Origin of the sequence: Variovorax sp. J22R115 (assembly GCF_030317005.1) — a bacterium.
Taxonomy (GTDB): domain Bacteria; phylum Pseudomonadota; class Gammaproteobacteria; order Burkholderiales; family Burkholderiaceae_C; genus Variovorax.
In genome coordinates, this window is the sequence record NZ_JASZYM010000017.1 from 113,292 (window position 1) to 135,571 (window position 22,280).

Genomic DNA, 22,280 nt, shown 5'->3' on the forward strand with positions numbered 1-22,280 from the left:
CGCGCCCCGTCGTTTCGAACAGGGCAACTCACCGGAAAAAGCCCCCGCCATGACCACCGCCAGACCCATCCTCCAGATCAAAGCCCTCGGGTTCCCTTGGGAGACGATCGATCCGTTCCTGTTCTGCGCCTATCACGACGACGCCTACCCGCGCGCCAACGCGCAGATGGGGCCGGATGCTCCGCTGGCGGGCCGCGACCTGGGCCAGGACTTCAGCCGCAAGGACGGCTGGAGCATGTACCACGGCACCACCGTGCCGGGCTTTCCGGGGCATCCGCACCGCGGCTTCGAGACAGTGACCATCGTGCGCAAGGGGCTGATCGACCATTCGGACTCGCTCGGAGCGGCGGCGCGCTTCGGCGGCGGCGACGTGCAGTGGCTCACCGCCGGCAAGGGCATCGTGCATTCGGAGATGTTCCCGCTCCTGGACGCGGGCGCGCCCAATCCGCTGGAGCTGTTCCAGCTCTGGCTCAACCTGCCGGCGCGCAGCAAGATGGCGGAACCGCATTTCACGATGTTCTGGTCGGAGGACGTTCCGCGCTTCACCGCGACGGACGCCAGCGGCCGCAAGACCGAAGTGGCGAGCATCGCGGGTCGGATCGGGCCGGTGGACGGCGCGCCGGGCGAAGGCGGTCCGCTGGCGCCGCCGCCGGATTCGTGGGCCTCGCAGCCCGACGCCGACCTCGCGATCTGGACGATCAGGATGGAACCCGGCGCGCGCTGGACGCTGCCAGCCGCGACGGGCGAGGGCACACGCCGCAGCCTCTACTTCTTCAAGGGCCGCACGGTGTGTGTGGCGGGCCAGGTGGTGGACGGCCACGCGGCGATCGAGCTGCGTGCCGATGCCGCCGTGGAACTGATCAACGGCGACGAGGTGGGCGAGTTCCTCGTGCTGCAGGGCCGCCCGATCGGCGAGCCGGTGGCGCAGTACGGCCCCTTCGTGATGAACACGCAGGCCGAAATCGCGCAGACCATGGCCGACTACCGCCGCACCCAGTTCGGCGGCTGGCCGTGGCCCGACACGGCACCGGTGCACGGGCGCGACCCGGCACGCTTCGCGCGGCATCCGGGCGGGCGCGAGGAGCGGCCCGAGGGCGCGGCCGAATCGAAGCGCGCCTGATCCGTCGGTTCAGCGCTCGCGGCGCTGGGCGGCCATCTCCCTGATCAGGCTCCATACGCGCTGCGCCAGCGGCGACGGCGCGCGGTTTCGCCTGTGCACCAGCATGATCGTTCGCTGCACCTTGGGCAGCAGCGGCCGCACGACCAGCGCCTGCAGCCCCGCCGGCGGCATCGCAAGCGCCGGCATGACGCTGATGCCGATGCCCTGTTCGATCATGCGGAACACCGTCGCCGGATGGCCGACCTGCTGCCGCACCTCGCAGCGCGAGCCGTGCTGAGCCAGCGCCTCGTCGATGAGGCGCCGGCTGCCGGAGGCATGGTCGAGCAGCACCAGCGGCTCGCCGTCGAGCGCCGACCAGCCCACCGTCCGCTCGCCGGCCAGCCGGTGGTCGGGCGGGATCACCAGGCAGAAGGGATCGTCGAGGATGGCCTCGCCCTGCAGGTCGTCGGTGGGGGGCGGTTCGACCAGCACACCGAAATCGACCTCGCCGGCGAGCACGCTGTCGAGCGCGGTCTGCTGCATGCGGTCGAGCAGCAGGAAGTCGATGTCCGGATCGCGACGCGCGCACTCGGCGATGCAGGCCGGAATGAGATTGGCCGAGAGCGTCGGGCTGCTGGCCACGCGGACCTTGCCGCGCCGCGCGCCGGCCATGCCGTGGACTTCGGCCAGCGTCTGGTCCAAGTCGTCGAGCACCCGGTCGAGCCGCACAGCGAGCGACTGGCCCGCATCGGTCAGGACGACTTCGCGCGTCGTGCGGTCCAGCAGTTTCAGGCCGAGTTGCGACTCGAGTTCGACGATGGACCGGCTGACCGCCGGCTGGGTCAGGCCGATCTGGTCACCCGCCCGGCTGAAATTGCAGGTTTCGGCGACGGCCTGGAAAACGCGAAGCTGGCGCAGGGTGACATTCATGCACCAAGATCATAAAACTATCAAATTAATCCATTTCTCTTTTGAATCACGAGACGGTCCAATCCGGCCCATGTCTCGTTCACGCTATCTCCCCGACAACTTCACCCTGTCGCTCGTCGCCGTCGTCGCGCTGGCCAGCCTGTGGCCAGCCAGCGGCGGGACCGCACTTTTCTTCGAGCAGTTCACCATGGTCGCGATCGGCCTGCTGTTCTTCCTGCACGGCGCCAAGCTCTCACGCGAGGCGATCCTCGGCGGCATCACGCACTGGCGGCTTCACCTGATGGTGTTCGCCAGCACCTTCGTCCTGTTTCCGCTGCTCGGCCTGCTGCTCAAGCCGGTGCTGACGCCGCTGGTCACGCCCGAGCTGTACACCGGCGTGCTCTTCCTGTGCGTGCTGCCGGCGACGGTGCAATCGGCCATCGCCTTCACCTCGATCGCGCGCGGCAACATCCCGGCCGCGGTGTGCAGCGCATCGGCCTCCACGCTGCTCGGCGTCTTCGTGACGCCGCTGCTGGTCAGCCTGCTCGTCGTGAAGCACGGCGACGCGGGCGCGTCGCTCGGCGCGATCGGCCGCATCCTGCTGCAACTGATGGCGCCCTTCGTCGCCGGCCACCTGCTGCGGCCGTGGATCGGCGGATGGGTGAAGCGCCGCGCGGCGGTGCTCACGCTGGTCGATCGCGGGTCCATCCTGCTGGTGGTCTACACCGCCTTCAGCGCAGCGGTGATCGAGGGTCTGTGGAAGGAGATTCCGCCCTCCGCGCTGGTGGGCCTGCTGGCCGTGTGCGCGATCCTGCTCGCCCTCATGCTGGTCGTCACCACCTGGGCCGGCCGCAGCCTCGGCTTCGACAAGGCCGACGGGATCACGATCGTGTTCTGCGGCTCCAAGAAAAGCCTGGCGAGCGGCATCCCGATGGCCAAGGTGCTCTTCGCCTCGCACGCCGTCGGCGCGATCGTGATGCCGCTGATGCTCTTCCATCAGATGCAACTGATGGTCTGCGCGGTACTGGCACAACGCTACGCGCGCCGCCAAGCCGCCCTGGAGCCCTCCACGGCCAAGAGCCTAGCCTGATCGGAAAACACCGCGGAACCGGCTTTGCCGGGCCGCTGGTGTTGCCCCCGGTGAGGGGGGTGGCGTAGCGACACGAAGTGCGCGAAGCCTGGGGGAGGGGCCTACCGCGGCGCGTCGCCCTTGCGGTACTCGGCGGTGAGTTCGTCAAGGCGCTGCTTCAGGCCTGCATCCAGCTTGTACTCCGCAGCAGCCAGCGTCGCATCCAGTTGCTCCGGACGGCTTGCGCCGAGCAGCGGCGCGGTGATCAGCGGATTCGCCATCACCCATGCGACGGCCAGCGTCGCGAGCGGCACGCCGGCCTCTTCGGCCAACTTGTGCAGCTGCGTGACGGTCGCGAAGCTGCGCTCGTTCCAATAGCGGTCCTGATACATCGCGCCGGCCGTGCCGAGCGTGAAGCGAGTGTTGTCTTCCGGCTTCGCGCCGGGTTGGTACTTGCCGGTCAGCAGGCCGCCCGCGAGCGGGTTGTACGGGATCACGCCCAGCCCCTCTTCGCCCGCCAGCGGCAGCAGCTCGCGCTCGATCTCACGGAACAGCAGGCTGTAGCGCGGCTGCACCGACACCAGCCGCGTGAGCTTGTGCAGCTCGGCGCGGCCGATGGCGCGCGCCAGGCGGTACGCGAGGAAGTTGGACACGCCGATGTAGCGCGCCCGGCCGGAACGGACGATCACGTCCAGCGCTTCGAGGCTCTCGTCGAGCGGCGTCTCGCGGTCGTCGTGGTGCAGCTGATAGAGATCGACGTGATCGGTCTGCAGCCGCTTGAGCGACGCATCGATCGCATCCAGCAGATGCTTGCGTGATGCGCCCTGGTCCCAGGTGTTCGGGCCGACCTTGCCCACCGCCTTGGTCGCGACGATGTAGCGGCTGCGACCCTTGGCACGCAGCCAACGCCCGATGATCTCCTCGGTGCGACCGGTGGTCCCGACGGTTCCGCCGAGTGGATACACGTCGGCTGTGTCGAGGAAATTGATGCCGCCGTCGGTCGCCTTGTCGAGGATGCTGTGCGACACCGCTTCATCGGTCTGCAGGCCGAAGGTCATGGTGCCGAGCGCCAGGCGCGACACGGTGAGGCCGGTGCGGCCGAGGCGGGTGGTGGGAATGCTCATGAAAAGACTCCGATCGCTGCTGGGCGGAGGGGCATCATAGTCAGCGGCGCGATTTCCGGTACGGCGCGCAGGGGTTCGGTTGATCTCGCTTCAAGGAAGCGCGACCATACCGCGCACCTGCTGGCAACGATGACCAAGATGAAAACGGCCGACGCCCCACCGGTCGGTGTGTTCAGCGCCAACTGCCCGTCGCGCGCTGCGCTGGAGCTCGTCGCCAACAAGTGGGCCCTGCTGATCGTGCCTGCGCTTCACGACGGGCCCATGCGCAACAACGAACTCCTGCGCCGCATCGGCGGCATCTCGCAGAAGATGCTCACTCAGACGCTGCGCGAACTGGAACGCAACGGTCTCGTGCTGCGCACGGACCACCACTGCGTACCGCCGCATGTGGAATACGCGCTGAGCGACACCGGCCGGCCATTGAGCGAGGCCTTCGACGCGGTCGGTCGCTGGGCCGAAGCGCATCACCGGGATCTGGCGGATGCGCGCAAGGCCTTCGATGTGACGCATCGGGGCTAGCGGTAGGTCGCGAGGTGGATGCTGGTCTCCGTGTTGCGAATGCCCTTCAGCAGCCGGATGCGCTCCAGCACATGCGACAGCTCCGTCATCGAGCTGGCACGCAGTTCGGCCAGCAGGTCCCAGCGGCCGTTGGTGTCGAACAGCGCAGCCACGCCGGGCTCGCCCAGGAGGCTGGCGATGACCATGCGGGTCTGGTTGCCTTCCACCAGGATGCCCATCCAGGCGCGGATCTCGTCCGTCCGCTCCTCGGGCCGGAGTTGCACCGCGTAGCCGACGATCACGCCGCCGTCCTCCAGCTTGCGCAGGCGGTTGGTCACCGTGCCGCGCGAGACGCCGAGCTTGTGGGCCAGCGTCGCAGCGGGAAGGCGGGCGTCCTGGCGCAACAATGCGATCAGTCGATGGTCGAGTTCGTCGAGGTCCATGCCGACACTGTCGGTCAGTCCCGGCGTTTTGCCAATCTCACCCGGCGGCGGCAGCCAGTTCCAGGAAGCGCAGCGATGGTTCCGAGGACAGCGCGCGGGTCACGGCCTTCGTCTCCTCGGGACTGAGCGCCACCAGCATCTCCACCTGCCCGGCCACGCTGGTCGCGAGCGGGATGCCGTCGCGGTAGACCACGCGCGAGCCCGCGACACGGGCGACCCTGGGGCCCGGCACGACCGTGCCGAGGAGGTTGGCCGGATCGGTGGCGGCGAGGCAGACCAGGCCCTCGTCTGGCGCCTGGCGCCGCACCTGCCGCATGAGGCCGATAGCTTCGGGCAGGGCGAACTGCTCGCCCGCCACGCCGGCGATGAAGCGGCCGCCGCGAATTTCTCCACGCGCTTCGAGCCGGCGGTAGGCGCGCGCGAGGTCGCGCCACGGCGGCAGCCACGTCGGCTCGCGCTCCACGATGCGCCAGCACACCACGCCGTAGCGGCGCAGCAGGATGCGCGCGACCTGCTCGACGGCGTCCGGGGCGATGGCAGGCGCCGGGCCCGCAACGGCCGGCTCACGCTGCCGGACCAGCGACCAGCGGCCGGCATCCTCGATGCCGAAGAGGGCGCTGCGCCGACGCCGGCGTGCGTGCGTCGACGAACGCTTCGATGGCGGAATCAGCAATGCGCGCAATCCCGCGTAGCTGTCGCAATGCGCTCGGCCGCGTATGACGAGCTCGCTCAGCGCGTCTTCGAGTTCGGTGCCCAGCAGGTGCGTGCCCTGGACGATCTCGTCGAAGAAGGAGGCGCCATGCTCTGCGAGGAAGGTGGCGACACGCTGCGCCCGCGAGCCCAGGCCGGCGTCATCCGCGGGCGCGGGCACTAGGCCTGTCCAAAGGGAAGCCGTGCGGCGCGGCAAGAGCAGCACCGGCGTCGCGCGCAGCGACGTGCCGCCGCCCGCACGGGCATCGCTGGCGGCAGGGCGCAGGCGCGTCCACAAGGTGCGGCCGGCCGTGCACAGGTCATCGAGCCATGCCGGCGCGTAGTCCTTGACCCGCGAAGGCAGCAACTCGGCCTCCCAGGTGCCGGCCGGCGCCTCGTAGCCTTCGAGCTGCGTCAGGATGCCGGCAAGGGCATCGGGCCCGCTGACCCGGCTGGCGCTGCCGACGTGCTGCCACTCGAACAGGAAGCGCACGAAATCGCGCGGCTCGACGGGTTCGATCTCGCGCCGCAGCCGCTTGAGGGTGTAGCGATGGATGCGGGCGAGCAGATGGCGCTCGCACCATTCGGCGGATCCGGCGCCGGGCGTGAAGCGGCCCTGCAGCACGTAGCCTTCGGTCTGCAATGCCGACAGGGCGGCGTCGATGTCGATACGGGGCAGGCGCAACTGTGCCGCGAGGGTGTCCGCCAACATCGGGCCCAGTCCGGTCAAACGCGAACGCAACAGTTCGCGCAGCGTGTCTTCGACGCTGCCCTCCAACTGCGCGTATTCCGCGGGCGGCTCGATGACCGGCTGCATCGCCGCGCAAGGATAGAGCGCGGCGATCTGCGCCAGGCGCTCGGCCGCCACCCACAGGCCCTCGCTGCGTGCGTCGTCCGTTGCTGGCGCCAGCCTTGTCGCGCGACCCGCCTGCGCGAGCGCCTCGAGCCATGGCAGCCATTCCGCGTTGCCTGTTGCCTCCGCATCGGTGACGACGCCGAGCCCGTTCAGCGCCTCGTGCATCTCGTCAGGGTTGCGCGCACGCGGCCACGCCTCCTGTCTCACGCTCTCGATCGCGTCGGTGTCCAGCTGCCCGAGATCGTCCGCGCTTTCCGGATCGATATAGCGCCGGTTTTGCACGGCCTGCGTGCGGCGTTCTTCCAGCGGCGCATCGTCGAGGAAAGCGTAGGGCCGCGCGTTCAGTGCTTCCGCCGCGAGCGGGGATGGGGCCGGCAGGTCGCGTGCCACCACGTCGACTTCGCCGGATTCCATGCGGCGCAGCAGCCGCAGCCACCCTTCGGCATCCATCGCGTCGTAGAGGCAATCGCGCAGCGTCTGCGCCACCAGCGGATGCTCCGGAATCTCGCGCTCGCCGGCGAGGTTCTCCGCGCAGGCGACCTGGTCGGGAAACACGTTGGCCAGCAAGTCCTCGGACTTCATGCGCTGCAGTTGCGGCGCCACCTTGCGTCCGCCCACGAAGCGCGGCAATGCCAGCGCGGTGGTCGCGTTCCAGCGCCAGCGCGCGCCGAAGAGCGGTGCGTCGAGCAGCGCCTGCACCAGCACGTCGAGCGCGGTCGCCGAATGCAGGTAGCGCGCCACCTCGTCCAGCGGAAAGCTGTGGCTCGTCGACAGCGACAGGACGATGGCGTCTTCGGTCGCCGCGGCCTGCAGCTCGAAGTTGAACTGGCGGCAGAAGCGTTTGCGCAGCGCCAGTCCCCACGCACGATTGAGGCGGCTGCCGTAGGGAGAATGGATCACCAGTTGCATGCCGCCCGATTCGTCGAAGAAACGCTCCATCACGATGCGCTGCTGCGTGGGCAGCGCGCCGAGCGCGCGCAGGGCGCGGGCAAGATGCTCTGTGATCTGGCGGGCCGCCTCGGCATCCATGCCGATGTCGCGCCCCAGCCAATCCACCGTCGCCTGGAGACCTTGAGCGGCCAGGCTTTCGGCGATCTCGTGGCGAAGGCGCGAGACACCCACGGAGAGTTCATCCGTCCGGCCCGGCGCCTCGCCCAGCCAGAACGGAATGTTGGGCGCGGCACCGTGCGCGTCCTCCACCCGCACGCGGCCGGGCTCGATCCGGAGGATGCGGTAGCTGGCGTTGCCGAGCTGGAAGACGTCGCCCGCGAGACTCTCGACCGCGAAGTCCTCGTTGACCGTGCCGATCTTGTGCGCCTGCGGTTCGAGCATCACCGTGTAGTCGCCGGTCTCGGGAATGGTGCCGCCGGAAGTCAACGCGGTCAGGCGCGCGCCCTTGCGCTCGCGCAGGCGGCGATGCACGGCATCGCGGTGCACGTAGCTCGCGCGCTGGCCCAGTCGGGTGGTGAAACCTTCGGCCAGCATGCGAACGACCGATGCGAAGGTCTCGCGCGTCAACTGGGCATAGGGCCACGCACGCCGCACGAGCGCAAAGAGCGCGTCCTCGTCCCATTCGCGCGATGCGATCTCGGCGACGATCTGCTGCGCCAGCACGTCGAGCGGCTCGGGCAGCACGTGCAGCGCGTCGAGCTCGCCGCGGCGCACGCAGTCGAGCAGGGCCGCGCACTCGCCCAGTTCGTCGATCGACTGCGGGAACAGCCGCGCCTTCGGCACGCCGCCGACGGCGTGACCGGAGCGCCCCGCGCGCTGCAGGAAGGTCGCGATCGATCGGGGCGATCCCAGCTGGCACACCAGGTCCACATCGCCGATGTCCAGTCCCAGTTCCAGCGAGGCCGTGGCCACCATCACCTTGAGGTCGCCGCGTTTCAGGCGCTGCTCGGCCTCGAGGCGCGTCTCTTTGGCGAGGCTGCCGTGATGCGCGGCGACGACCTCCTTGCCCAGGATCTCGCCCAGGTGCCGCGCGGCGCGTTCCGCCATGCGCCGCGTGTTGACGAAAACCAGCGTCGTGCGATGCGCGTGCACCAGCCCGGCGACACGCGCATAGACCTGCTCCCACTGCTCGTTCGACATCACGGCGGCAAGCGGCGTGGGCGGCAGCTCCAGTGCGAGGTCCCGCTGCCTGGCGTAGCCGATATCGACGATCTCACAATCGGCCACGCCATCGACGATCGCGCCGGCGCCGACGAGGAAGCGCGCAATCTCGTCGATCGGCTTCTGCGTGGCCGACACGCCGATGCGGATCAGCGGCTTCGCGCAGAGCGACTGCAGCCGTTCGAGCGACAGCGCGAGGTGGCTGCCGCGCTTGGTGGCGACGACCGCGTGGATTTCATCGACGATGACCGTGCGCACGGTCGAGAGCATCCGGCGGCCCGACTCGGAGCCCAGCAGCACATAGAGCGACTCGGGCGTGCTGACCAGGATGTGCGGCGGCTGACGCAGGCTCTGCTGGCGCTCCCTGGCCGGCGTGTCGCCGGTGCGCACAGCGGTGCGGATATCGACGTCCGGCAGCTTGAGCCTGGCGAGTTCGCGGCGGATGCCCGCGAGTGGCGCCTTGAGGTTGAGCCCGATGTCATTGGACAGTGCCTTCAACGGCGAGATGTAGAGCACCGTCGTCTCGTCGGGCAGGCCGCCCGGTTCGAGCCCTTGGCGCACCAGGCCGTCCAGCGCGGCCAGGAAGGCCGTCAGCGTCTTGCCCGATCCGGTGGGCGCCGCAATCAGTGTGTGGCGGCCAGCGGTAATCACCGGCCACGCGGCGGCTTGGGCCGCCGTGGGAGCCGGAAAGGTGGCGTTGAACCACTTGGAGACGGCGGGGTGGAAGTCTTGAAGCACGAGGAGAGGCAGTCTTGCTGCGCGGCGGGGCAAGGGAATGAAATCAGGCCGACCCTGCCGATGTCAAGGCGCGCGAGCCAGGTCCACCAGCACACGTCCGCGCACCTGCCCTGCGAGCAGTCTCGGTGCGAGTCCGGCGACCGCGCTGAGACCAATGGTCTCGGTGTTGGCGTCAAGCAGATCGCGCGGCAGCTCCATGGCGAGCAGCTGCCAAGCGGCGAGCCGCCGCGTCTGCGGTGCATGCACACTGTCGATGCCGGCCAGCGTGATCCCGCGCAGGATGAAAGGCGCCACGCTCGCCGGAAAATCCATCCCCTGCGCAAGGCCGCAGGCGGCGACGGTGCCGCCATATTTCAGGCTCGCGCAGACGTTGGCGAGCGTGTGGCTGCCCACGCTGTCCACCGCCGCGGCCCAGCGTTCCTTCTGCAGGGGTTTGCCGGGCTCGCTCAGCGTGGCGCGGTCGATGATCTCTTTGGCGCCCAGGCGCTGCAGATGCGCGGCCTCCTGTGGCCGACCGGTCGATGCGTGCACCTCGAAACCGAGCTTCGCAAGCAGCGCGATGGCGATAGTGCCCACGCCGCCGTTCGCGCCGGTGACGAGCACAGGGCCCGTAGCCGCCGTCACGCCGTGGTTCTGCAGCGCCATCACGCACAGCATCGCGGTGTAGCCGGCAGTGCCGATCGCCATGGCCTGCCGGGCATCGAGCCCCCTGGGAATGGGCACCAACCAGTCGGCCTTGACGCGGGCCTTGCGCGCCAGGCCGCCCCAGTGCGTTTCGCCGACGCCCCAGCCGTTGAGCACCACCGCATCGCCGGGCCTGAAGCGGGCATCGCTGCTCTCCAGCACGGTGCCAGCGAGATCGATGCCCGGCACCATCGGGAACTTGCGCACCACGGGCGACTTGCCGGTAATGGCAAGGGCGTCCTTGTAGTTGACGGTGGAGTACGCAACGTCGATGAGCACCTCGCCCTCCGGCAGATGGGCCTCATCGATCGAGGTGACGGCGGCCTGGGTGGTGCCGTCCTCGGCCTTGGTCAGCAGCAGGGCTTCGAACATTCCTGGGATTCCTTGGGTTCGGTCTTTCAATCATTGCGCACCGCAAAGGCACGCACCTCGCCGGGCTTGCGCAGCATCTTGTCGACATCGGCGGCGTGAAGCTCTTCGGCCTGGATCATCTGCCGGGCGAATTCCTCCAGCGCCACGGAGTGGCCTTCGACCAGCCGCAGCAGGTCGCGGTACAGGTCCAGCGCCTTGCCTTCGGTCGCCAGCGACTCCTGCAGGATCGCCGACATGTCGTGCTTGTGCGAATCGAGCAGCGCGCCGATGCCCAGCGACGGATAGGCGCCGAGCGTGGTGATCCATTCGCCGACCTGCTGCGCGTGCAGCAGCGATTCGTTGGCCTGGTCGCGCAGCCACGACACGATCGGGATGCGCGAGAAGCCGAAAACGAGAAAGGAGTAGTGCGTGTAGCGCACCACGCCCGCCAGCTCCGCTTCCAGCAGATGGTTGAGGACGTCGACCACCTGGGTCTTGTCGAACTGGGACATGGAAGGCACCTCCGCAAGCGAAGTCGGCGCCACCAGCGGCGCCTCGCAAAGACTCGCACGATCCCCGCGCCGGCGCAAGCGGCGAAGGGCGTTTGACGCGCGCGAACGATGGGCGTACGGTTGCCGCCCGGCCCGCCCCGAGTGCACGAGACCGGGAAAAAGGAGACAAAGAGATGACGGATCTGTCCACTCATCCGACGCAGATCGCCAGCGCCTGGCTGGCCGATTTCACGTCCGCGCTGGAACGGCAGGACATCGATGCGGCGGTCGCGCTGTTCGAGCCCGACTGTTACTGGCGCGACCTGGTCGCCTTCACCTGGAACATCCGGACACAGGAAGGCCCCGAGGCGATCCGCAAGATGCTGGAGGCACGGCTGGCGGACACCGAGCCGAGCGCCTTCGCGGTCGAAGGTGAAGCGACCGAGGCCGATGGCGTGGTGGATGCGTGGTTCACCTTCGAGACGGCCGTCGCACGCGGACGGGGCCACCTGCGGCTGCGCAAGGGCAAGGCCTGGACGCTGCTCACGACGATGACCGAACTGAAGGGCTTCGAGGAGCGCAAGGGCGATCGGCGCATCAAGGGCGCCGAGCACGGCGCGAACCCCGGGCGCAAGACCTGGCTGGAAAAGCGCGACGAGGAAGCGAAGACGCTGGGCTTCACCGAACAGCCCTATGTCGTGATCGTCGGCGGCGGGCAGGGCGGCATCGCACTTGGCGCGCGGCTGCGCAAGCTGGGTGTGCCGGCCATCATCGTGGAGAAGAACGCGCGGCCCGGCGACTCCTGGCGCAAGCGCTACAAGAGCCTGTGCCTCCACGACCCGGTCTGGTACGACCATCTGCCCTACCTGCCCTTTCCCGAGGACTGGCCCGTGTTCTCGCCCAAGGACAAGATCGGCGACTGGCTGGAGATGTACACCAAGGTGATGGAGCTGAACTACTGGAGCTCGACCACCGCAAAGAAGGCGCGCTACGACGAAGCGAAGAAAGAGTGGGAGGTCACTGTCGAGCGCGACGGCAAGGAGATCAAGCTGAGGCCCAAGCAGCTGGTGTTCGCGCTCGGTGTTTCGGGCTATCCGAACGTGCCGAAGATTCCTGGCGCCGAGAGTTTCGAGGGCGTACAGCACCACTCCAGCGCGCACCCCGGGCCGGAAGCCTGGCGCGGCAAGAAATGCGTGGTGCTCGGCTCCAACAACTCGGCGCACGACATCTGCGCGGCACTGTGGGAGAACGGCGCCGACGTGACCATGATCCAGCGCAGCTCGACGCACATCGCGCCGTCGGATTCGCTCATGGAGCTGGCGCTGGGCGGGCTGTATTCGGAATCGGCGGTCAAGGCCGGCGTCACGACCGACAGGGCGGACCTGATCTTCGCCTCGGTGCCCTACAAGATCATGGCGCCGATGCAGGTGCCGGTGTACGACGAGATGAAGAAGCGCGACGCCGACCTGTACGAGCGGCTCGAGAAGGCCGGCTTCCTGCTGGACTTCGGCGTCGACGGCTCGGGCCTCTTCATGAAGTACTTGCGGCGCGGCTCGGGCTACTACATCGACGTGGGTGCCTCGGAGCTGGTGGCCAACGGCAGCATCAAGCTGCGCAGCGGCGTGACCATCGAGCACATCAACCCACGCTCGGTGACACTCAGCGATGGCAGCGAGTTGCCGGCCGACCTGATCGTCTACGCCACGGGCTACGGCTCGATGAACGGCTGGCTGGCCGACCTGATCTCGCCGGAGCTGGCGGACAAGGTCGGCAAGGTCTGGGGCCTGGGCTCCGACACGCCCAAGGACCCCGGCCCGTGGGAAGGCGAGTTGCGCAACATGTGGAAGCCCACGCAGGTGCCTCAGCTCTGGTTCCATGGCGGCAACCTGCACCAGTCACGCCATTACTCGCAGTTCCTTTCGCTGCAGTTGAAGGCGCGCATGGAAGGCCTCTCGACGCCGGTGTACGAACTGGCGCCGAGCCACCACCGGCGCTGAATCAAACGGCGGCGAGTGCGGCGGGCCAGCGCAGTTCGTGGCCCGTGCGCTCGGTGAACGCCTGGAGATCCTCGGGCGTGTCGATGTCGACCCGGTAGCGGCTGTTGTCGGTGTCGAACCAGCGCACGCGTTCCGGATGGGCGTCTCGCCAGCGACGGCAGGCCGCATTTGCATCACCGGCCAGCCATTCGTCGCGCAGGGCGGATTCGAAGATCACCGGATTGCCCGGCTCGCCTGCCACGCGCGGCACGACCATCGAGGCGTCGCCGCGCTTCTTGAAGGCGCCGATCAGCGCGGTGATGTCCTGCCCGTTGATCATCGGCTGGTCGGCCAGCGCGACGATCACGGCGTCGAGCTTCGGCGACAGCGCCTGCAGGCCGATGCGAACGGACGAGACCTGCCCGTCGTCCGGCGACGGATTGCGCGCCAGCGTGACGGGGAAGTCGCGCACGGCCGCCTCGATCGCATCGGCATGGTGGCCGAGCACGACGACCACCTCGTCGACGCCCGCGCCCGAGAGCGCGATCAACTGCCGCCGGATGAGCGGCACGCCACCGAGCTCGAGCAGCGACTTCGGCCGGCCGCCAAGCCGGCTGCCGGAGCCGGCCGCGAGCAGCACCGCGCCGATCACCATGCGTGCGTAGAGGCCACCGCCGCCTTTGAGGATGCAGCCCATGTCAGTGCCCGCAGCAGGAAGATTTCGTCGCGGCCGGAATCGACGTCAGTTCCGCCGTCGCCTGGGCGGCAGGCGGCGCGCGCTCGGCGCCACGCCGGTGCGACACGACCGCGGCCAGCACCGACAGGGCGATTTCCTCCGGCGTGGTTGCAGGCATCGGATAACCCGCGGGCGCGACGATCGCCCCCACCGCGTCGGCATCCGCGCCCGACGCGATCAGCGATTCCTTCAACACCTGCGCCTTGCGCGCACTGGCGACGAAGGACACCTGCCTTGCATCGAGCGCGAGCGCCAGTCGCAGTGCCTGTACGTCGCGACGGCCCTGCGTCGCGACGACCACCCACGCGCCCGGCGCAATCTGCGAGGTGACCGAGGCCATGTCATCGCTCGCGATGACGCGTTGCGCATCCAGGTAGTCCGCCGCCTGCGCCTCGTGCGCCACCAGCGTGACCGCGAAACCGACGCGCGGCGCCAGCTGGCTCAGGCTCGTCGCGACCGGCGACGCACCGATCACCACCAGTTGCGCCTGCGGCAGCACCGGATCAATGAAGAGCTCCAGCGTGCCGCCGGAATGGCAGGCCATGCCGAATTCCAGCACGTCGCCGAGGTCCTTCTCCTGCCCGTCGGCGGTGGGCGCGATGCGGATCAGCCGCGCATGCCCATCGGCCAGCGCCTCCCGCACCGTGCGGACCACGGCGGGCTGCGCGCAGCCGCCGCCGATCCAGCCATGGAAGTCGCCGTCGGCCGTGACGATGGCCTTGTCGCCCGGGTGCGCCGATGCCGGCGCGAGCGCCTTGATCACGCTGACCAGCGCATAGGGCTTGCCGGCCCGTTGCAGCCGCTGGGCAGCATCGAAGACCGTGTCGGCGTTGTTCATGGCGACTCCTTGGCGAGCGGGAAAGGGTTGGATCACGTTGCGGCGGCGACGTTCAGCGCAGGTGCTGCGCGAGTTCGGCCAGATCGCGCAGGCTGTTGAGGCGTGCAAGGCCTTCGAGCAGACCCCCGTGTTCGACGACGCCCTGCATCGCCTGCGAGGCCGGCGGCCGTTCGGACGGATGGAACCACCGGATGCGCGCACCCCGCCGGCGCACGTGCGCCAGCTCTTCGGCCAGGCGCTGCGGCTCGTCGGCGTCGAAGCCATCCGACAGCACCCACACGCGCGCATTGCGCGTGAGTTGCGCGCGCGCATGCACCGCGTGGAAGTCGGCGAGGCTCGTCGCGATGCGGGTGCCGCCGCCGAAGCCGGCGGTGACGGCGTTGACCTTCTCCTGCACCGCCGCCGAGTCGCTGCGCAACAACGGCGTGACTTCGGCGAGCCGCGTGTGAAAGACGAACACGCGCGCATTCATCGCCGCCACGAAAGCGCGGGCGATGCGCAGGAAGAGCTGCGCGTGGGTCTCCATCGACCGGCTCACATCGACGAGGATGAAGAGGCGAGGCCATTCGCGCCGTGGCGCGCGCCACACGGGATGCACGGGCAAACCGCCGGTGCGCAGGCTGGCGCGCAGGGTTCGGCGCACGTCGAGGCGGCGGCCCTGCGCGCTGTCGTGCCAGCGGCGCGTGAGACGCTTGCGCAGCCGCTGCGCGATCTGCTCGGCCAGACGTTCGAGCTGCCCCAGCTCTTGGGGCAGCCATTCCGACAACGCGCGGTCGTGCAGGGCGTCGGCGCGGCTCGCGCCGCCCTGCGCGCGCGGCAGGCCGCCATCGTCCGGCTGTGGGGTCGGTGCCTGCAGGGCAGTGTCCGACGACGTCGAACGCGTCGACGGCTGTGCGCCGTCGAGACTGTCATGCAGGCTCTTCACCAGTTGCCGCAGGCTGCGGCTCGGGCGCGTCTCGCCGCTCGTCCGCGTCTTGCCTTTCGTGCGCCCGGGATGCCAGTAGCGCTCGAAGAGTTCGGGCCAGCGCTTCCAGTCGCGTGCGTCGTGGCAGGCGATGGAACGCCAGGCCGCGTCGAGTCGGGACGCGCGCTCGATCGGCACGCGCAGCGCGGCGCTCACCATCGCCTGCTGCTCCGCCACGCCGACTTTCAGGCCGTGGTCGCGCAACAGGGCCGCGAAGCCGGCGATGCTGTCGAGCGGACGCGCGATGGTGTTCATGTGGGCTGCGGCGTCTTCTCGGCCACGCCGACGGTGCGCCGCCCCTCGATGAGCTGGCGGACGCGGTCTTCTCCGAACTGGAAACGGTCCTCGCGCGTCTTGAGCAGACAGGCCAGCGTGCCGGCGAGCGCGTGCGGATCGCCGGGCATGGCCTTGAAGTCGAGCCGGTGCAGCGCGCGCACCCAGTCCAGCGTCTCGGCCACGCCGGGCGTCTTGGCGAGGTCTTCGCGGCGCAGGCGCTGCACGAAGGCCACCGCCTGTTCGACCAGCGCGCCCTCCGCCTGCGGCAGCGTGGCGCGCACGATCGCGATCTCGCGCGCGAGCGTCGGGTATTCGAGGTAGTGGTAGAGGCAGCGACGGCGCAACGCATCTGACAGTTCGCGTGTGCCGTTGCTGGTCAGCACGACCTGCGGCACGTGCTTCGCGTGCACGGTGCCGAGTTCCGGCACGGTGATCTGGTAGTCCGCCAGCACTTCGAGCAGGAAGGCCTCGAAGGCCTCGTCGGCGCGGTCGATCTCGTCGATCAGCAGCACGCAGGGCGCGTCGCTCGAAATGGCCTGCAGCAAGGGGCGTTCGAGCAGGTAGTCGCGCGAGAAGAGGTCGGCCTCCTTCATGCCCTGCGGCTGCGTCTCGTGCAGGCGGATCGCGAGCAGCTGGCGGCCGTAGTTCCACTCGTAGGCCGCCTGGGACAGGTCCAGCCCCTCGTGACATTGCAGCCGCACGAGTGCCTGGCCGCGCGCCTGCGCGAGCGCGGCGGCCAGCGAGGTCTTGCCGACGCCGGCATCGCCTTCCACCAGCAGCGGGCGCTGCAGTTCGGCAGCAAGCCACAGCGTGGTGGCAAGGCTTTCGTCGGCGATGTAGCCGGCGCGGTGCAGCGATTCGCGCAGCTCGGCTTCGGTCATGGGGTGTTTCAGGTGCGCTTGCCGAGCAGGCCCGCGAACCAGCCCTTGACGAGGCTCCACATCATGGCCAGTGCGTTGATTTCCCGGGCCTGCGCCACGGGCGGCACGGATGTCGGCATGGCCATCTGGCTCGCCACATCGTCTGCGGATGCGTAGGTGGCGGACGGTGCCGCCGCGGCGGCACGGAAGTTGTCGACGAATTGCCCGAGCAGCATGTCGGACACCGGCACCATCAGGCGGCTGCCGAACTGCGCGAACTTGCCGCTGACCGCGACCACCGCCTGACCGGCCAGCACCGACGTCGATGGCGAATCGCCGGGTTCGATGGTCGCCGTCAGGTCCATCGACGCCGACGAGCCGCCGCGGTCGGCGCCCTTGCCGAGCAGTTGCAGCTTCATGGCGGCCTCGTCGAGCGCGAGCACCTCGATGTCGCCGGCAAAGGCCGCGTTCGCGGGGCCGACCTTGACCTTGACGTTGCCCTTGTAATGCGTGTCGTCGATCTGCTCGGTGATGGCCGCACCGGGCATGAAGCCGGCCACGGTCTTCACATCGCGCAGCAACTGCCACGCGCGCGCGGCATCTACTTCCAGCGGATAGCGTTTGTCGACCTTGACTTCCATCGTTGCCCTCGCTCAGAGCGCGACACCGCTCTGCTTCAACTGCTGCCACACGCGGTAAGCGCTGTGCGGCATCACCATGTGCTTCACGCCCAGGTGCGCGAAGGCATCGACCACGGCCGAGGTGAAGGTCGGTATGGAGCCGACGTGCGGCGACTCGGCCACGCCCTTGGCCCCGATCGGATGGTGCGGCGACGGCGTCACGGTGTGGTCGGTTTCCCACTTGGGCGTCTCGACCGCCGTAGGCAGGAAATAGTCCATCAGCGTATTGCCGAGCAGATTGCCCTGCGCATCGAAAGGCATCTGCTGGCCCATCGCCACCGCATAGCCTTCGGTCAGGCCGCCGTGGATCTGGCCTTCGATGATCATCGGGTTGATGCGCGTGCCGCAATCGTCGAGCGCGTAGAAGCGGCGCACCTTGGTCTCGCCGGTGCCTCGGTCGATGTCGACCACGCACAGGTAGATGCCGAAGGGGAAGGTGAAGTTGGGCGGGTCGTAGTAGTGCACCGCCTCCAGCCCGGGTTCGAGTCCCGGTGGCGCCTGATGGTAGGCGGCCCAGCAGATGTCCTTCATAGACTTGAACCTGCTGTCGTCGCCCTTGACCTTGAAGCGATCGATTTCCCAGTCGAGGTCGTTCTCGCCCACTTCGAGCAGGTGCGCGGCGATCTTGCGTGCCTTGGCGTGGATCTTCCGTGCGGCGAGCGCAATGGCGGCGCCGGCCACCGGCGTCGAGCGCGAACCATAGGTGCCCAGGCCGTAGGGTGCGGTGGAGGTGTCGCCTTCCTCGACCTGGATCACCTCGGAAGGGATGCCGAGTTCGGTCGCGATGATCTGCGCATAGGTCGTCTGGTGCCCCTGGCCCTGCGTGATGGTGCCCATGCGCGCGATGGCACTGCCCGTGGGATGCACCCGAATCTCGCAGCTGTCGAACATGCCGACGCCAAGGATGTCGCACATCTTGCTCGGCCCCGCGCCGACGACTTCGGTGAACGCGACCAGGCCGATGCCCATCAAGGTCGGGCTGTCCGGATCGGCACGCCTGGCGGCCTGCTCGGTGCGCAGGCCCTTGTAGTCGCAGGCGTCGAGCACCTTCTGCAATGCGGTGTGATAGTCGCCCGAGTCGTACTCGAAGCCGAAGGCGGAGGTGTACGGGAACTGCTCCTTGCGGATGAAGTTCTTCGCCCGGATCTCGGCCTTGTCCATGCCCAGCTTCTGCGCCAGGATGTCGACCATGCGCTCGATCAGGTAGACCGCCTCGGTCACGCGGAACGAGCAGCGGTACGCCACGCCGCCCGGCGCCTTGTTGGTGTAGACGCCCTTCACGCTGCACCACGCCGCGGGAATGTCGTACGAGCCCGAGCAGATGTGGAACAGGCCGGCCGGGTACTTGGTCGGGTCGGCGCAGGCGTCGAAGGCGCCGTGGTCTGCGATGGCGTTCACGCGCAGGCCGAGAATCCTGCCATCCGCCGTGGCGGCGAGTTCGCCATCCATGTGGTAGTCGCGGGCGAAGGCCGTGCTGGAGATGTTCTCGATGCGGTCCTCGATCCACTTGACCGGCTTGCCCAGCACGATGCTCGCAACGATCGCGCACACGTAGCCGGGGTATACGCCGACCTTGTTGCCGAAACCGCCGCCGATGTCGGGCGAGACGATGCGGATCTTGGACTCGGGCAGGCCCGACAGCAACGAGACCACCGTGCGCACGACGTGCGGCGCCTGCGAGGTCATGTAGGTGGTCAGCTCGCCGCGGACCGGATCGAAGCTCGCGACGCAGCCGCAGGTTTCCAGCGGGCAAGGGTGCACGCGCGGATAGAAGATGCGCTCGGCCACCGTCACCGGCGCGTTTGCGAAGGCTGAATCAGCGGCCGCCTTGTCGCCGGCCTCCCAGGTGAAGATGTGGTTGGGATGCTCGCGCTTGCCGTGTACGCCTTCGGTCTTGCCGGCGAGGTCTTCGCGCAGCACGGGCGCCCCCGGTTCGAGTGCGGCAAAGGGATCGATGACGACCGGCAGTTCTTCGTACTCGACCAACACCGCCTCGACGCCATCGGCGGCGGCATAGCGGTCCTCGGCGATGACGACCGCGACCTCCTGCATCTGGAAGTGCACCTTCTCGTCCGCCAGCACCGCCTGCACGTCGCCCGCGAGCGTCGGCATCCAGTGCAGCTTGAGCGGCTTGAGGTCGTCCGCAGTGAGAACCGCGATCACGCCGGGCACCTTCAGCGCGTCAGTCTTGTCGATCTTCTTCACGCGCGCATGGGCGACGGGCGAACGCACGATGTCCATGTGCAGCATGCCCGGCATCTGGATGTCGTCGACGTAGTTGCCCTTGCCCTGGATGAAGCGCGCATCCTCCTTGCGCAGGCGGCTGTCGCCGAGGCCTTGCAGCGCGGCGCTGCGTTCGAGCAACGCGGGGTCGATGGGGGCGTTCATGCAGGCACCTTTTCGGTCTGTTGCAGCTTGGCGGCCGCGTGCAGCACCGCCTTGACGATGTTCTGGTAGCCCGTGCATCGACACAGGTTGCCGCTCATGCCTGCGCGCACCTCGTCGTCTGTCGGGTTCGGGTTCTCCTGCAGGAAGCGATAGGCGCGCATCAGCATGCCCGGTGTGCAGAAACCGCATTGCAGGCCGTGCTCCTTGTAGAAGCCTTCCTGCACCGCGTGCAGCACCGCGCCCTGCGCGAGGCCTTCGACCGTCAGCACTTCGGAGCCGTCGCACTGCACCGCGAGGTGGGTGCAGCCCTTGACCGACTGTCCGTCGATATCGACGGTGCAGGCGCCGCAGTGGCTGGTCTCGCAGCCGATGTGCGCGCCGGTGAGGTGGCATTCCTCGCGCAGGAAGTGCACGAGGAGCATGCGCGGCTCGACCGCTTTCTCGATGCGCCTGCCGTTGACGTTGACGGCGATGAGTTGCTTGGCCATGGGGTGTGGTCTCCGTGCGCTCGTTGTTCTTCACTGGCAGCGTGCGGCAGCCTTGGCGATGGCGCGCTTCACCATCTGGCCCGCCATCGCGGTCTTGTAGTCGCGGTCGCCGCGCAGATCTTCTGCAGGGTCGCAGATCGCCATCGCCTTCGCGGCGGCATCGGCGATGGTCGCGTCAGTCAGAGCCTTGCCGAGCAGGGCGGCCTCGGCGTCGGATGCGCGCAAGGCCATCGGCGCGACGTTGGTCAGCGCGATGCGGATGTGGCTCACGTTGCCGCCGTCCAGGCGCAACACCACGGCCGCGGCGGCGGTGGCCCAGTCGCCAGTCTTGCGCTTGAGCTTCTCGTAGGCGTAGCCGGTCTTCGGCGCGAAGGCCGGCACGCGGATCTCGACGAGGATCTCGTCCTCGGCCATGTCCGTCATGTAGGGGCCCTTGAAGAAGCCATCCGCCTTCACCTGGCGGCTTCCGCGCGGGCCTTCGAGCACCAGCACGGCATCGAGCGCGATGGCGAGCGCCGGGTGGTCGTTGCCCGGATCGCCGTGCGCAATGTCGCCGCCGATGGTGCCGCGATTGCGCACCTGCGGGTCGCCGATCTGCCGCGCGGCCTCGGGCAACAGCGGCACCTTCTCGCGCAGCAAGGGGGAATGGATGAGTTCGTTCTCGACGGTCATTGCGCCGATGACGATGGTGGCGCCGTCCTCGCGGATCCCGCGCAGCGCGTCGATGCGGTTCAGGTCGATGAGATGTGTCGGCTGGGCGAAGCGCAGCTTCATCATCGGCAACAGGCTGTGACCGCCGGCGAGGAGCTTGGCATCACTGCCGAGCGTGCCGAGGAGCTGGATCGCGTCGCCGACCGAGCGGGGCGCGTGATAGTCGAATCCGGCGGGGATCATCGTGCTTGTCTCCTGTGTGCAGCAGGCCACCGGGGCTCTCCGGCCCGCGTACAGGCAGTGAACTTAAGACCACACGAACGGCCGCAGAATTCCCGCGCACGAACGACGGAGCGCACGCACGAAATGCGCGGCCAGTCGCATGAAATGCACGCCGGCGGATCGTGCTGCGGGTTATCCCGGATCAGCCGCGCAGCGCGTCGATTTCGGCGATGCCGAGCTGCTCCAGGAGGCGCGGCACGCTGGTGCGCGCGACCGGCAGGGGTGTGGCTTCGCCGCGCAGCTTGAGGCTGACCTTGCCGTTGTCACGCAGGATCTGTTCGGCGAAGTCGAGGTTCGCGAGGTAGCTCCGATGGATGCGCAGGAAGGACGCGCCGTCGAGCCTCTCCGCCAGGTCGCTGATGTTGAGATTGCAGAAGCTCGACCCCTGCGCGGTGCTGACCCAGGTGTAGTGGCCCTCGGAGCGTATGTAAGTCACCGCCTCTACATCGACGAGCACGATCCGGTTCTGCGACACCGTCGGGATCTTCTGCAGCTGCCGCTTGGCCTGCGGCTTCTGCACCGCGGGCTCCTCGCCGCTCACGAGTTCGGTGATGTCGTAGAAGATCAGCGTATAGCTCGCCGTGTCGCCGCGCAGGTCCGACAGCTTCGCCACCTTGATCAGCAGCACCCGTTCCGGGATGTTGATGATCATCGTCATCGGCGGTGGATTGCTGACCGGGCATTCGGCCTGGTCGAGCAGGAACTTCACCTTGGGCTGAGAGCGCTCGGGATGAAAGGACAGCACCATCTTCTCGAAGGGCTGCTTGTCCTCCACCGGCAGCACGCGGCGCGCGAAGCTGTTCATGGCCACGACCCGCAGGTCGGGGTCGAGCTGGACCACGCCGACATCCGAGCGCTCGAGCAGATACAGGGGGCTGCGGCTTTGCATGCGTGTCTCCGTGTCCGGCCGTGGAGTCCGGAAAGCTATTGAAGCACTGTTGCGCGGTGTTGCGCAGGGGGCCGGCCCTAGACATGATGGCCCGTCCTCATCCTCGGAGGCGGGCTGAAGTGATTGGGTAAGAGGGAAAGGGTCTGCCTCCTGCAGTAGTACCGTGGGTTGCGCACTGCGAGTGCGCC

General features: G+C 68.4%; 19 protein-coding genes. 4 read left to right on the plus strand and 15 right to left on the minus strand.

Features of this window, described 5'->3' with window-relative positions:
- Positions 1-49 precede the first annotated feature (49 nt).
- Positions 50-1,120, plus strand: coding sequence for a pirin family protein (locus tag QTI04_RS27190; RefSeq protein WP_286618274.1), 1,071 nt, complete (start codon positions 50-52; stop codon positions 1,118-1,120).
- Positions 1,121-1,129: 9 nt separating this feature from the next.
- Here QTI04_RS27190 and QTI04_RS27195 read toward each other — a convergent pair whose 3' ends face one another.
- Positions 1,130-2,029 (minus strand): LysR family transcriptional regulator, encoded by a 900-nt coding sequence (locus QTI04_RS27195; RefSeq protein ID WP_286600382.1) that lies wholly within the window; start codon positions 2,027-2,029, stop codon positions 1,130-1,132.
- Positions 2,030-2,099: 70 nt separating this feature from the next.
- Here QTI04_RS27195 and QTI04_RS27200 point away from each other — a divergent pair, with 70 nt between their 5' ends.
- Complete coding sequence (locus tag QTI04_RS27200) at positions 2,100-3,098, plus strand: bile acid:sodium symporter family protein (RefSeq protein WP_286618275.1); 999 nt, start codon at positions 2,100-2,102, stop codon at positions 3,096-3,098.
- A gap of 101 nt (positions 3,099-3,199) precedes the next feature.
- On the opposite strand, the gene QTI04_RS27205 is transcribed toward QTI04_RS27200, so the two are convergent.
- Positions 3,200-4,201: an aldo/keto reductase gene (locus QTI04_RS27205; RefSeq protein WP_286618277.1), complete on the minus strand. Its 1,002-nt coding sequence runs from the start codon at positions 4,199-4,201 to the stop codon at positions 3,200-3,202.
- A gap of 138 nt (positions 4,202-4,339) precedes the next feature.
- Here QTI04_RS27205 and QTI04_RS27210 point away from each other — a divergent pair, with 138 nt between their 5' ends.
- The gene (locus QTI04_RS27210; RefSeq protein WP_286618278.1) at positions 4,340-4,720 is read left to right on the plus strand and encodes a helix-turn-helix domain-containing protein; all 381 of its coding nucleotides are present in this window, start codon (positions 4,340-4,342) and stop codon (positions 4,718-4,720) included.
- Here QTI04_RS27210 and QTI04_RS27215 read toward each other — a convergent pair.
- The 4 genes from QTI04_RS27215 to QTI04_RS27230 all read right to left on the minus strand — a co-directional run bounded on the left by QTI04_RS27215 (position 4,717) and on the right by QTI04_RS27230 (position 11,085).
- Complete coding sequence (locus QTI04_RS27215; protein ID WP_286600389.1) at positions 4,717-5,142, minus strand: Lrp/AsnC family transcriptional regulator; 426 nt, start codon at positions 5,140-5,142, stop codon at positions 4,717-4,719. The two genes, QTI04_RS27210 and QTI04_RS27215, sit on opposite strands and share 4 nt — an antisense overlap.
- 37 nt (positions 5,143-5,179) lie before the next feature.
- Positions 5,180-9,538, minus strand: a complete 4,359-nt coding sequence (locus tag QTI04_RS27220; RefSeq protein WP_286618281.1) for a DEAD/DEAH box helicase — start codon at positions 9,536-9,538, stop codon at positions 5,180-5,182.
- A 63-nt stretch (positions 9,539-9,601) separates the two neighbouring features.
- Entirely contained in the window at positions 9,602-10,594 is a 993-nt protein-coding gene (locus tag QTI04_RS27225; RefSeq protein ID WP_286618282.1) for an MDR family oxidoreductase, read from the minus strand.
- Between the two features lie 26 nt (positions 10,595-10,620).
- A complete protein-coding gene (locus QTI04_RS27230; protein ID WP_286618285.1) occupies positions 10,621-11,085 on the minus strand; it encodes a bacterioferritin in 465 nt (154 codons plus the stop codon).
- Positions 11,086-11,258: 173 nt separating this feature from the next.
- Between QTI04_RS27230 and QTI04_RS27235 the strand changes: the two genes are divergently transcribed.
- Positions 11,259-13,061 carry an NAD(P)/FAD-dependent oxidoreductase gene (locus tag QTI04_RS27235; RefSeq protein ID WP_286618286.1) on the plus strand — a complete coding sequence of 601 codons (1,803 nt, stop codon included), beginning with the start codon at positions 11,259-11,261 and terminating at the stop codon, positions 13,059-13,061.
- 1 nt (position 13,062) lies between these two features.
- Here the strand turns inward: QTI04_RS27235 and QTI04_RS27240 are convergent, their stop codons facing one another.
- The 9 genes from QTI04_RS27240 to QTI04_RS27280 form a co-directional block, all read right to left on the minus strand.
- Complete coding sequence (locus tag QTI04_RS27240; protein ID WP_286618287.1) at positions 13,063-13,737, minus strand: nucleotidyltransferase family protein; 675 nt, start codon at positions 13,735-13,737, stop codon at positions 13,063-13,065.
- Position 13,738: 1 nt separating this feature from the next.
- A complete protein-coding gene (locus QTI04_RS27245) occupies positions 13,739-14,614 on the minus strand; it encodes an XdhC family protein (RefSeq protein WP_286618289.1) in 876 nt (291 codons plus the stop codon).
- A 52-nt stretch (positions 14,615-14,666) separates the two neighbouring features.
- Positions 14,667-15,833, minus strand: coding sequence for a VWA domain-containing protein (locus QTI04_RS27250; protein WP_286618290.1), 1,167 nt, complete (start codon positions 15,831-15,833; stop codon positions 14,667-14,669).
- Positions 15,830-16,735, minus strand: coding sequence for a MoxR family ATPase (locus QTI04_RS27255; RefSeq protein ID WP_286618291.1), 906 nt, complete (start codon positions 16,733-16,735; stop codon positions 15,830-15,832). The genes QTI04_RS27250 and QTI04_RS27255 overlap by 4 nt, the downstream gene beginning before the upstream one ends.
- Before the next feature lie 8 nt (positions 16,736-16,743).
- Positions 16,744-17,355, minus strand: coding sequence for a CoxG family protein (locus tag QTI04_RS27260; protein WP_286618292.1), 612 nt, complete (start codon positions 17,353-17,355; stop codon positions 16,744-16,746).
- 12 nt (positions 17,356-17,367) lie between these two features.
- On the minus strand, positions 17,368-19,782 hold the full coding sequence (locus QTI04_RS27265; protein WP_286618294.1) for an aerobic carbon-monoxide dehydrogenase large subunit: 2,415 nt from the start codon (positions 19,780-19,782) through the stop codon (positions 17,368-17,370).
- On the minus strand, positions 19,779-20,270 hold the full coding sequence (locus QTI04_RS27270; protein ID WP_286600403.1) for a (2Fe-2S)-binding protein: 492 nt from the start codon (positions 20,268-20,270) through the stop codon (positions 19,779-19,781). Before QTI04_RS27270 ends, QTI04_RS27265 begins: the two co-directional genes overlap by 4 nt.
- A gap of 30 nt (positions 20,271-20,300) precedes the next feature.
- Positions 20,301-21,164, minus strand: coding sequence for a xanthine dehydrogenase family protein subunit M (locus QTI04_RS27275; RefSeq protein WP_286618296.1), 864 nt, complete (start codon positions 21,162-21,164; stop codon positions 20,301-20,303).
- 181 nt (positions 21,165-21,345) lie between these two features.
- Positions 21,346-22,092 carry a PAS domain-containing transcriptional regulator gene (locus QTI04_RS27280; RefSeq protein ID WP_286600407.1) on the minus strand — a complete coding sequence of 249 codons (747 nt, stop codon included), beginning with the start codon at positions 22,090-22,092 and terminating at the stop codon, positions 21,346-21,348.
- Positions 22,093-22,280: the final 188 nt, after the last annotated feature.

Coding starts and splice junctions, on each gene's coding strand:
- QTI04_RS27190 (WP_286618274.1), top strand. CDS start 50: ATGACCACCGCCAGACCCATCCTCCAGATCAAAGCCCTCGGGTTCCCT.
- QTI04_RS27195 (WP_286600382.1), bottom strand. CDS start 2,029: ATGAATGTCACCCTGCGCCAGCTTCGCGTTTTCCAGGCCGTCGCCGAA.
- QTI04_RS27200 (WP_286618275.1), top strand. CDS start 2,100: ATGTCTCGTTCACGCTATCTCCCCGACAACTTCACCCTGTCGCTCGTC.
- QTI04_RS27205 (WP_286618277.1), bottom strand. CDS start 4,201: ATGAGCATTCCCACCACCCGCCTCGGCCGCACCGGCCTCACCGTGTCG.
- QTI04_RS27210 (WP_286618278.1), top strand. CDS start 4,340: ATGAAAACGGCCGACGCCCCACCGGTCGGTGTGTTCAGCGCCAACTGC.
- QTI04_RS27215 (WP_286600389.1), bottom strand. CDS start 5,142: ATGGACCTCGACGAACTCGACCATCGACTGATCGCATTGTTGCGCCAG.
- QTI04_RS27225 (WP_286618282.1), bottom strand. CDS start 10,594: ATGTTCGAAGCCCTGCTGCTGACCAAGGCCGAGGACGGCACCACCCAG.
- QTI04_RS27230 (WP_286618285.1), bottom strand. CDS start 11,085: ATGTCCCAGTTCGACAAGACCCAGGTGGTCGACGTCCTCAACCATCTG.
- QTI04_RS27235 (WP_286618286.1), top strand. CDS start 11,259: ATGACGGATCTGTCCACTCATCCGACGCAGATCGCCAGCGCCTGGCTG.
- QTI04_RS27240 (WP_286618287.1), bottom strand. CDS start 13,737: ATGGGCTGCATCCTCAAAGGCGGCGGTGGCCTCTACGCACGCATGGTG.
- QTI04_RS27245 (WP_286618289.1), bottom strand. CDS start 14,614: ATGAACAACGCCGACACGGTCTTCGATGCTGCCCAGCGGCTGCAACGG.
- QTI04_RS27250 (WP_286618290.1), bottom strand. CDS start 15,833: ATGAACACCATCGCGCGTCCGCTCGACAGCATCGCCGGCTTCGCGGCC.
- QTI04_RS27255 (WP_286618291.1), bottom strand. CDS start 16,735: ATGACCGAAGCCGAGCTGCGCGAATCGCTGCACCGCGCCGGCTACATC.
- QTI04_RS27260 (WP_286618292.1), bottom strand. CDS start 17,355: ATGGAAGTCAAGGTCGACAAACGCTATCCGCTGGAAGTAGATGCCGCG.
- QTI04_RS27265 (WP_286618294.1), bottom strand. CDS start 19,782: ATGAACGCCCCCATCGACCCCGCGTTGCTCGAACGCAGCGCCGCGCTG.
- QTI04_RS27270 (WP_286600403.1), bottom strand. CDS start 20,270: ATGGCCAAGCAACTCATCGCCGTCAACGTCAACGGCAGGCGCATCGAG.
- QTI04_RS27275 (WP_286618296.1), bottom strand. CDS start 21,164: ATGATCCCCGCCGGATTCGACTATCACGCGCCCCGCTCGGTCGGCGAC.
- QTI04_RS27280 (WP_286600407.1), bottom strand. CDS start 22,092: ATGCAAAGCCGCAGCCCCCTGTATCTGCTCGAGCGCTCGGATGTCGGC.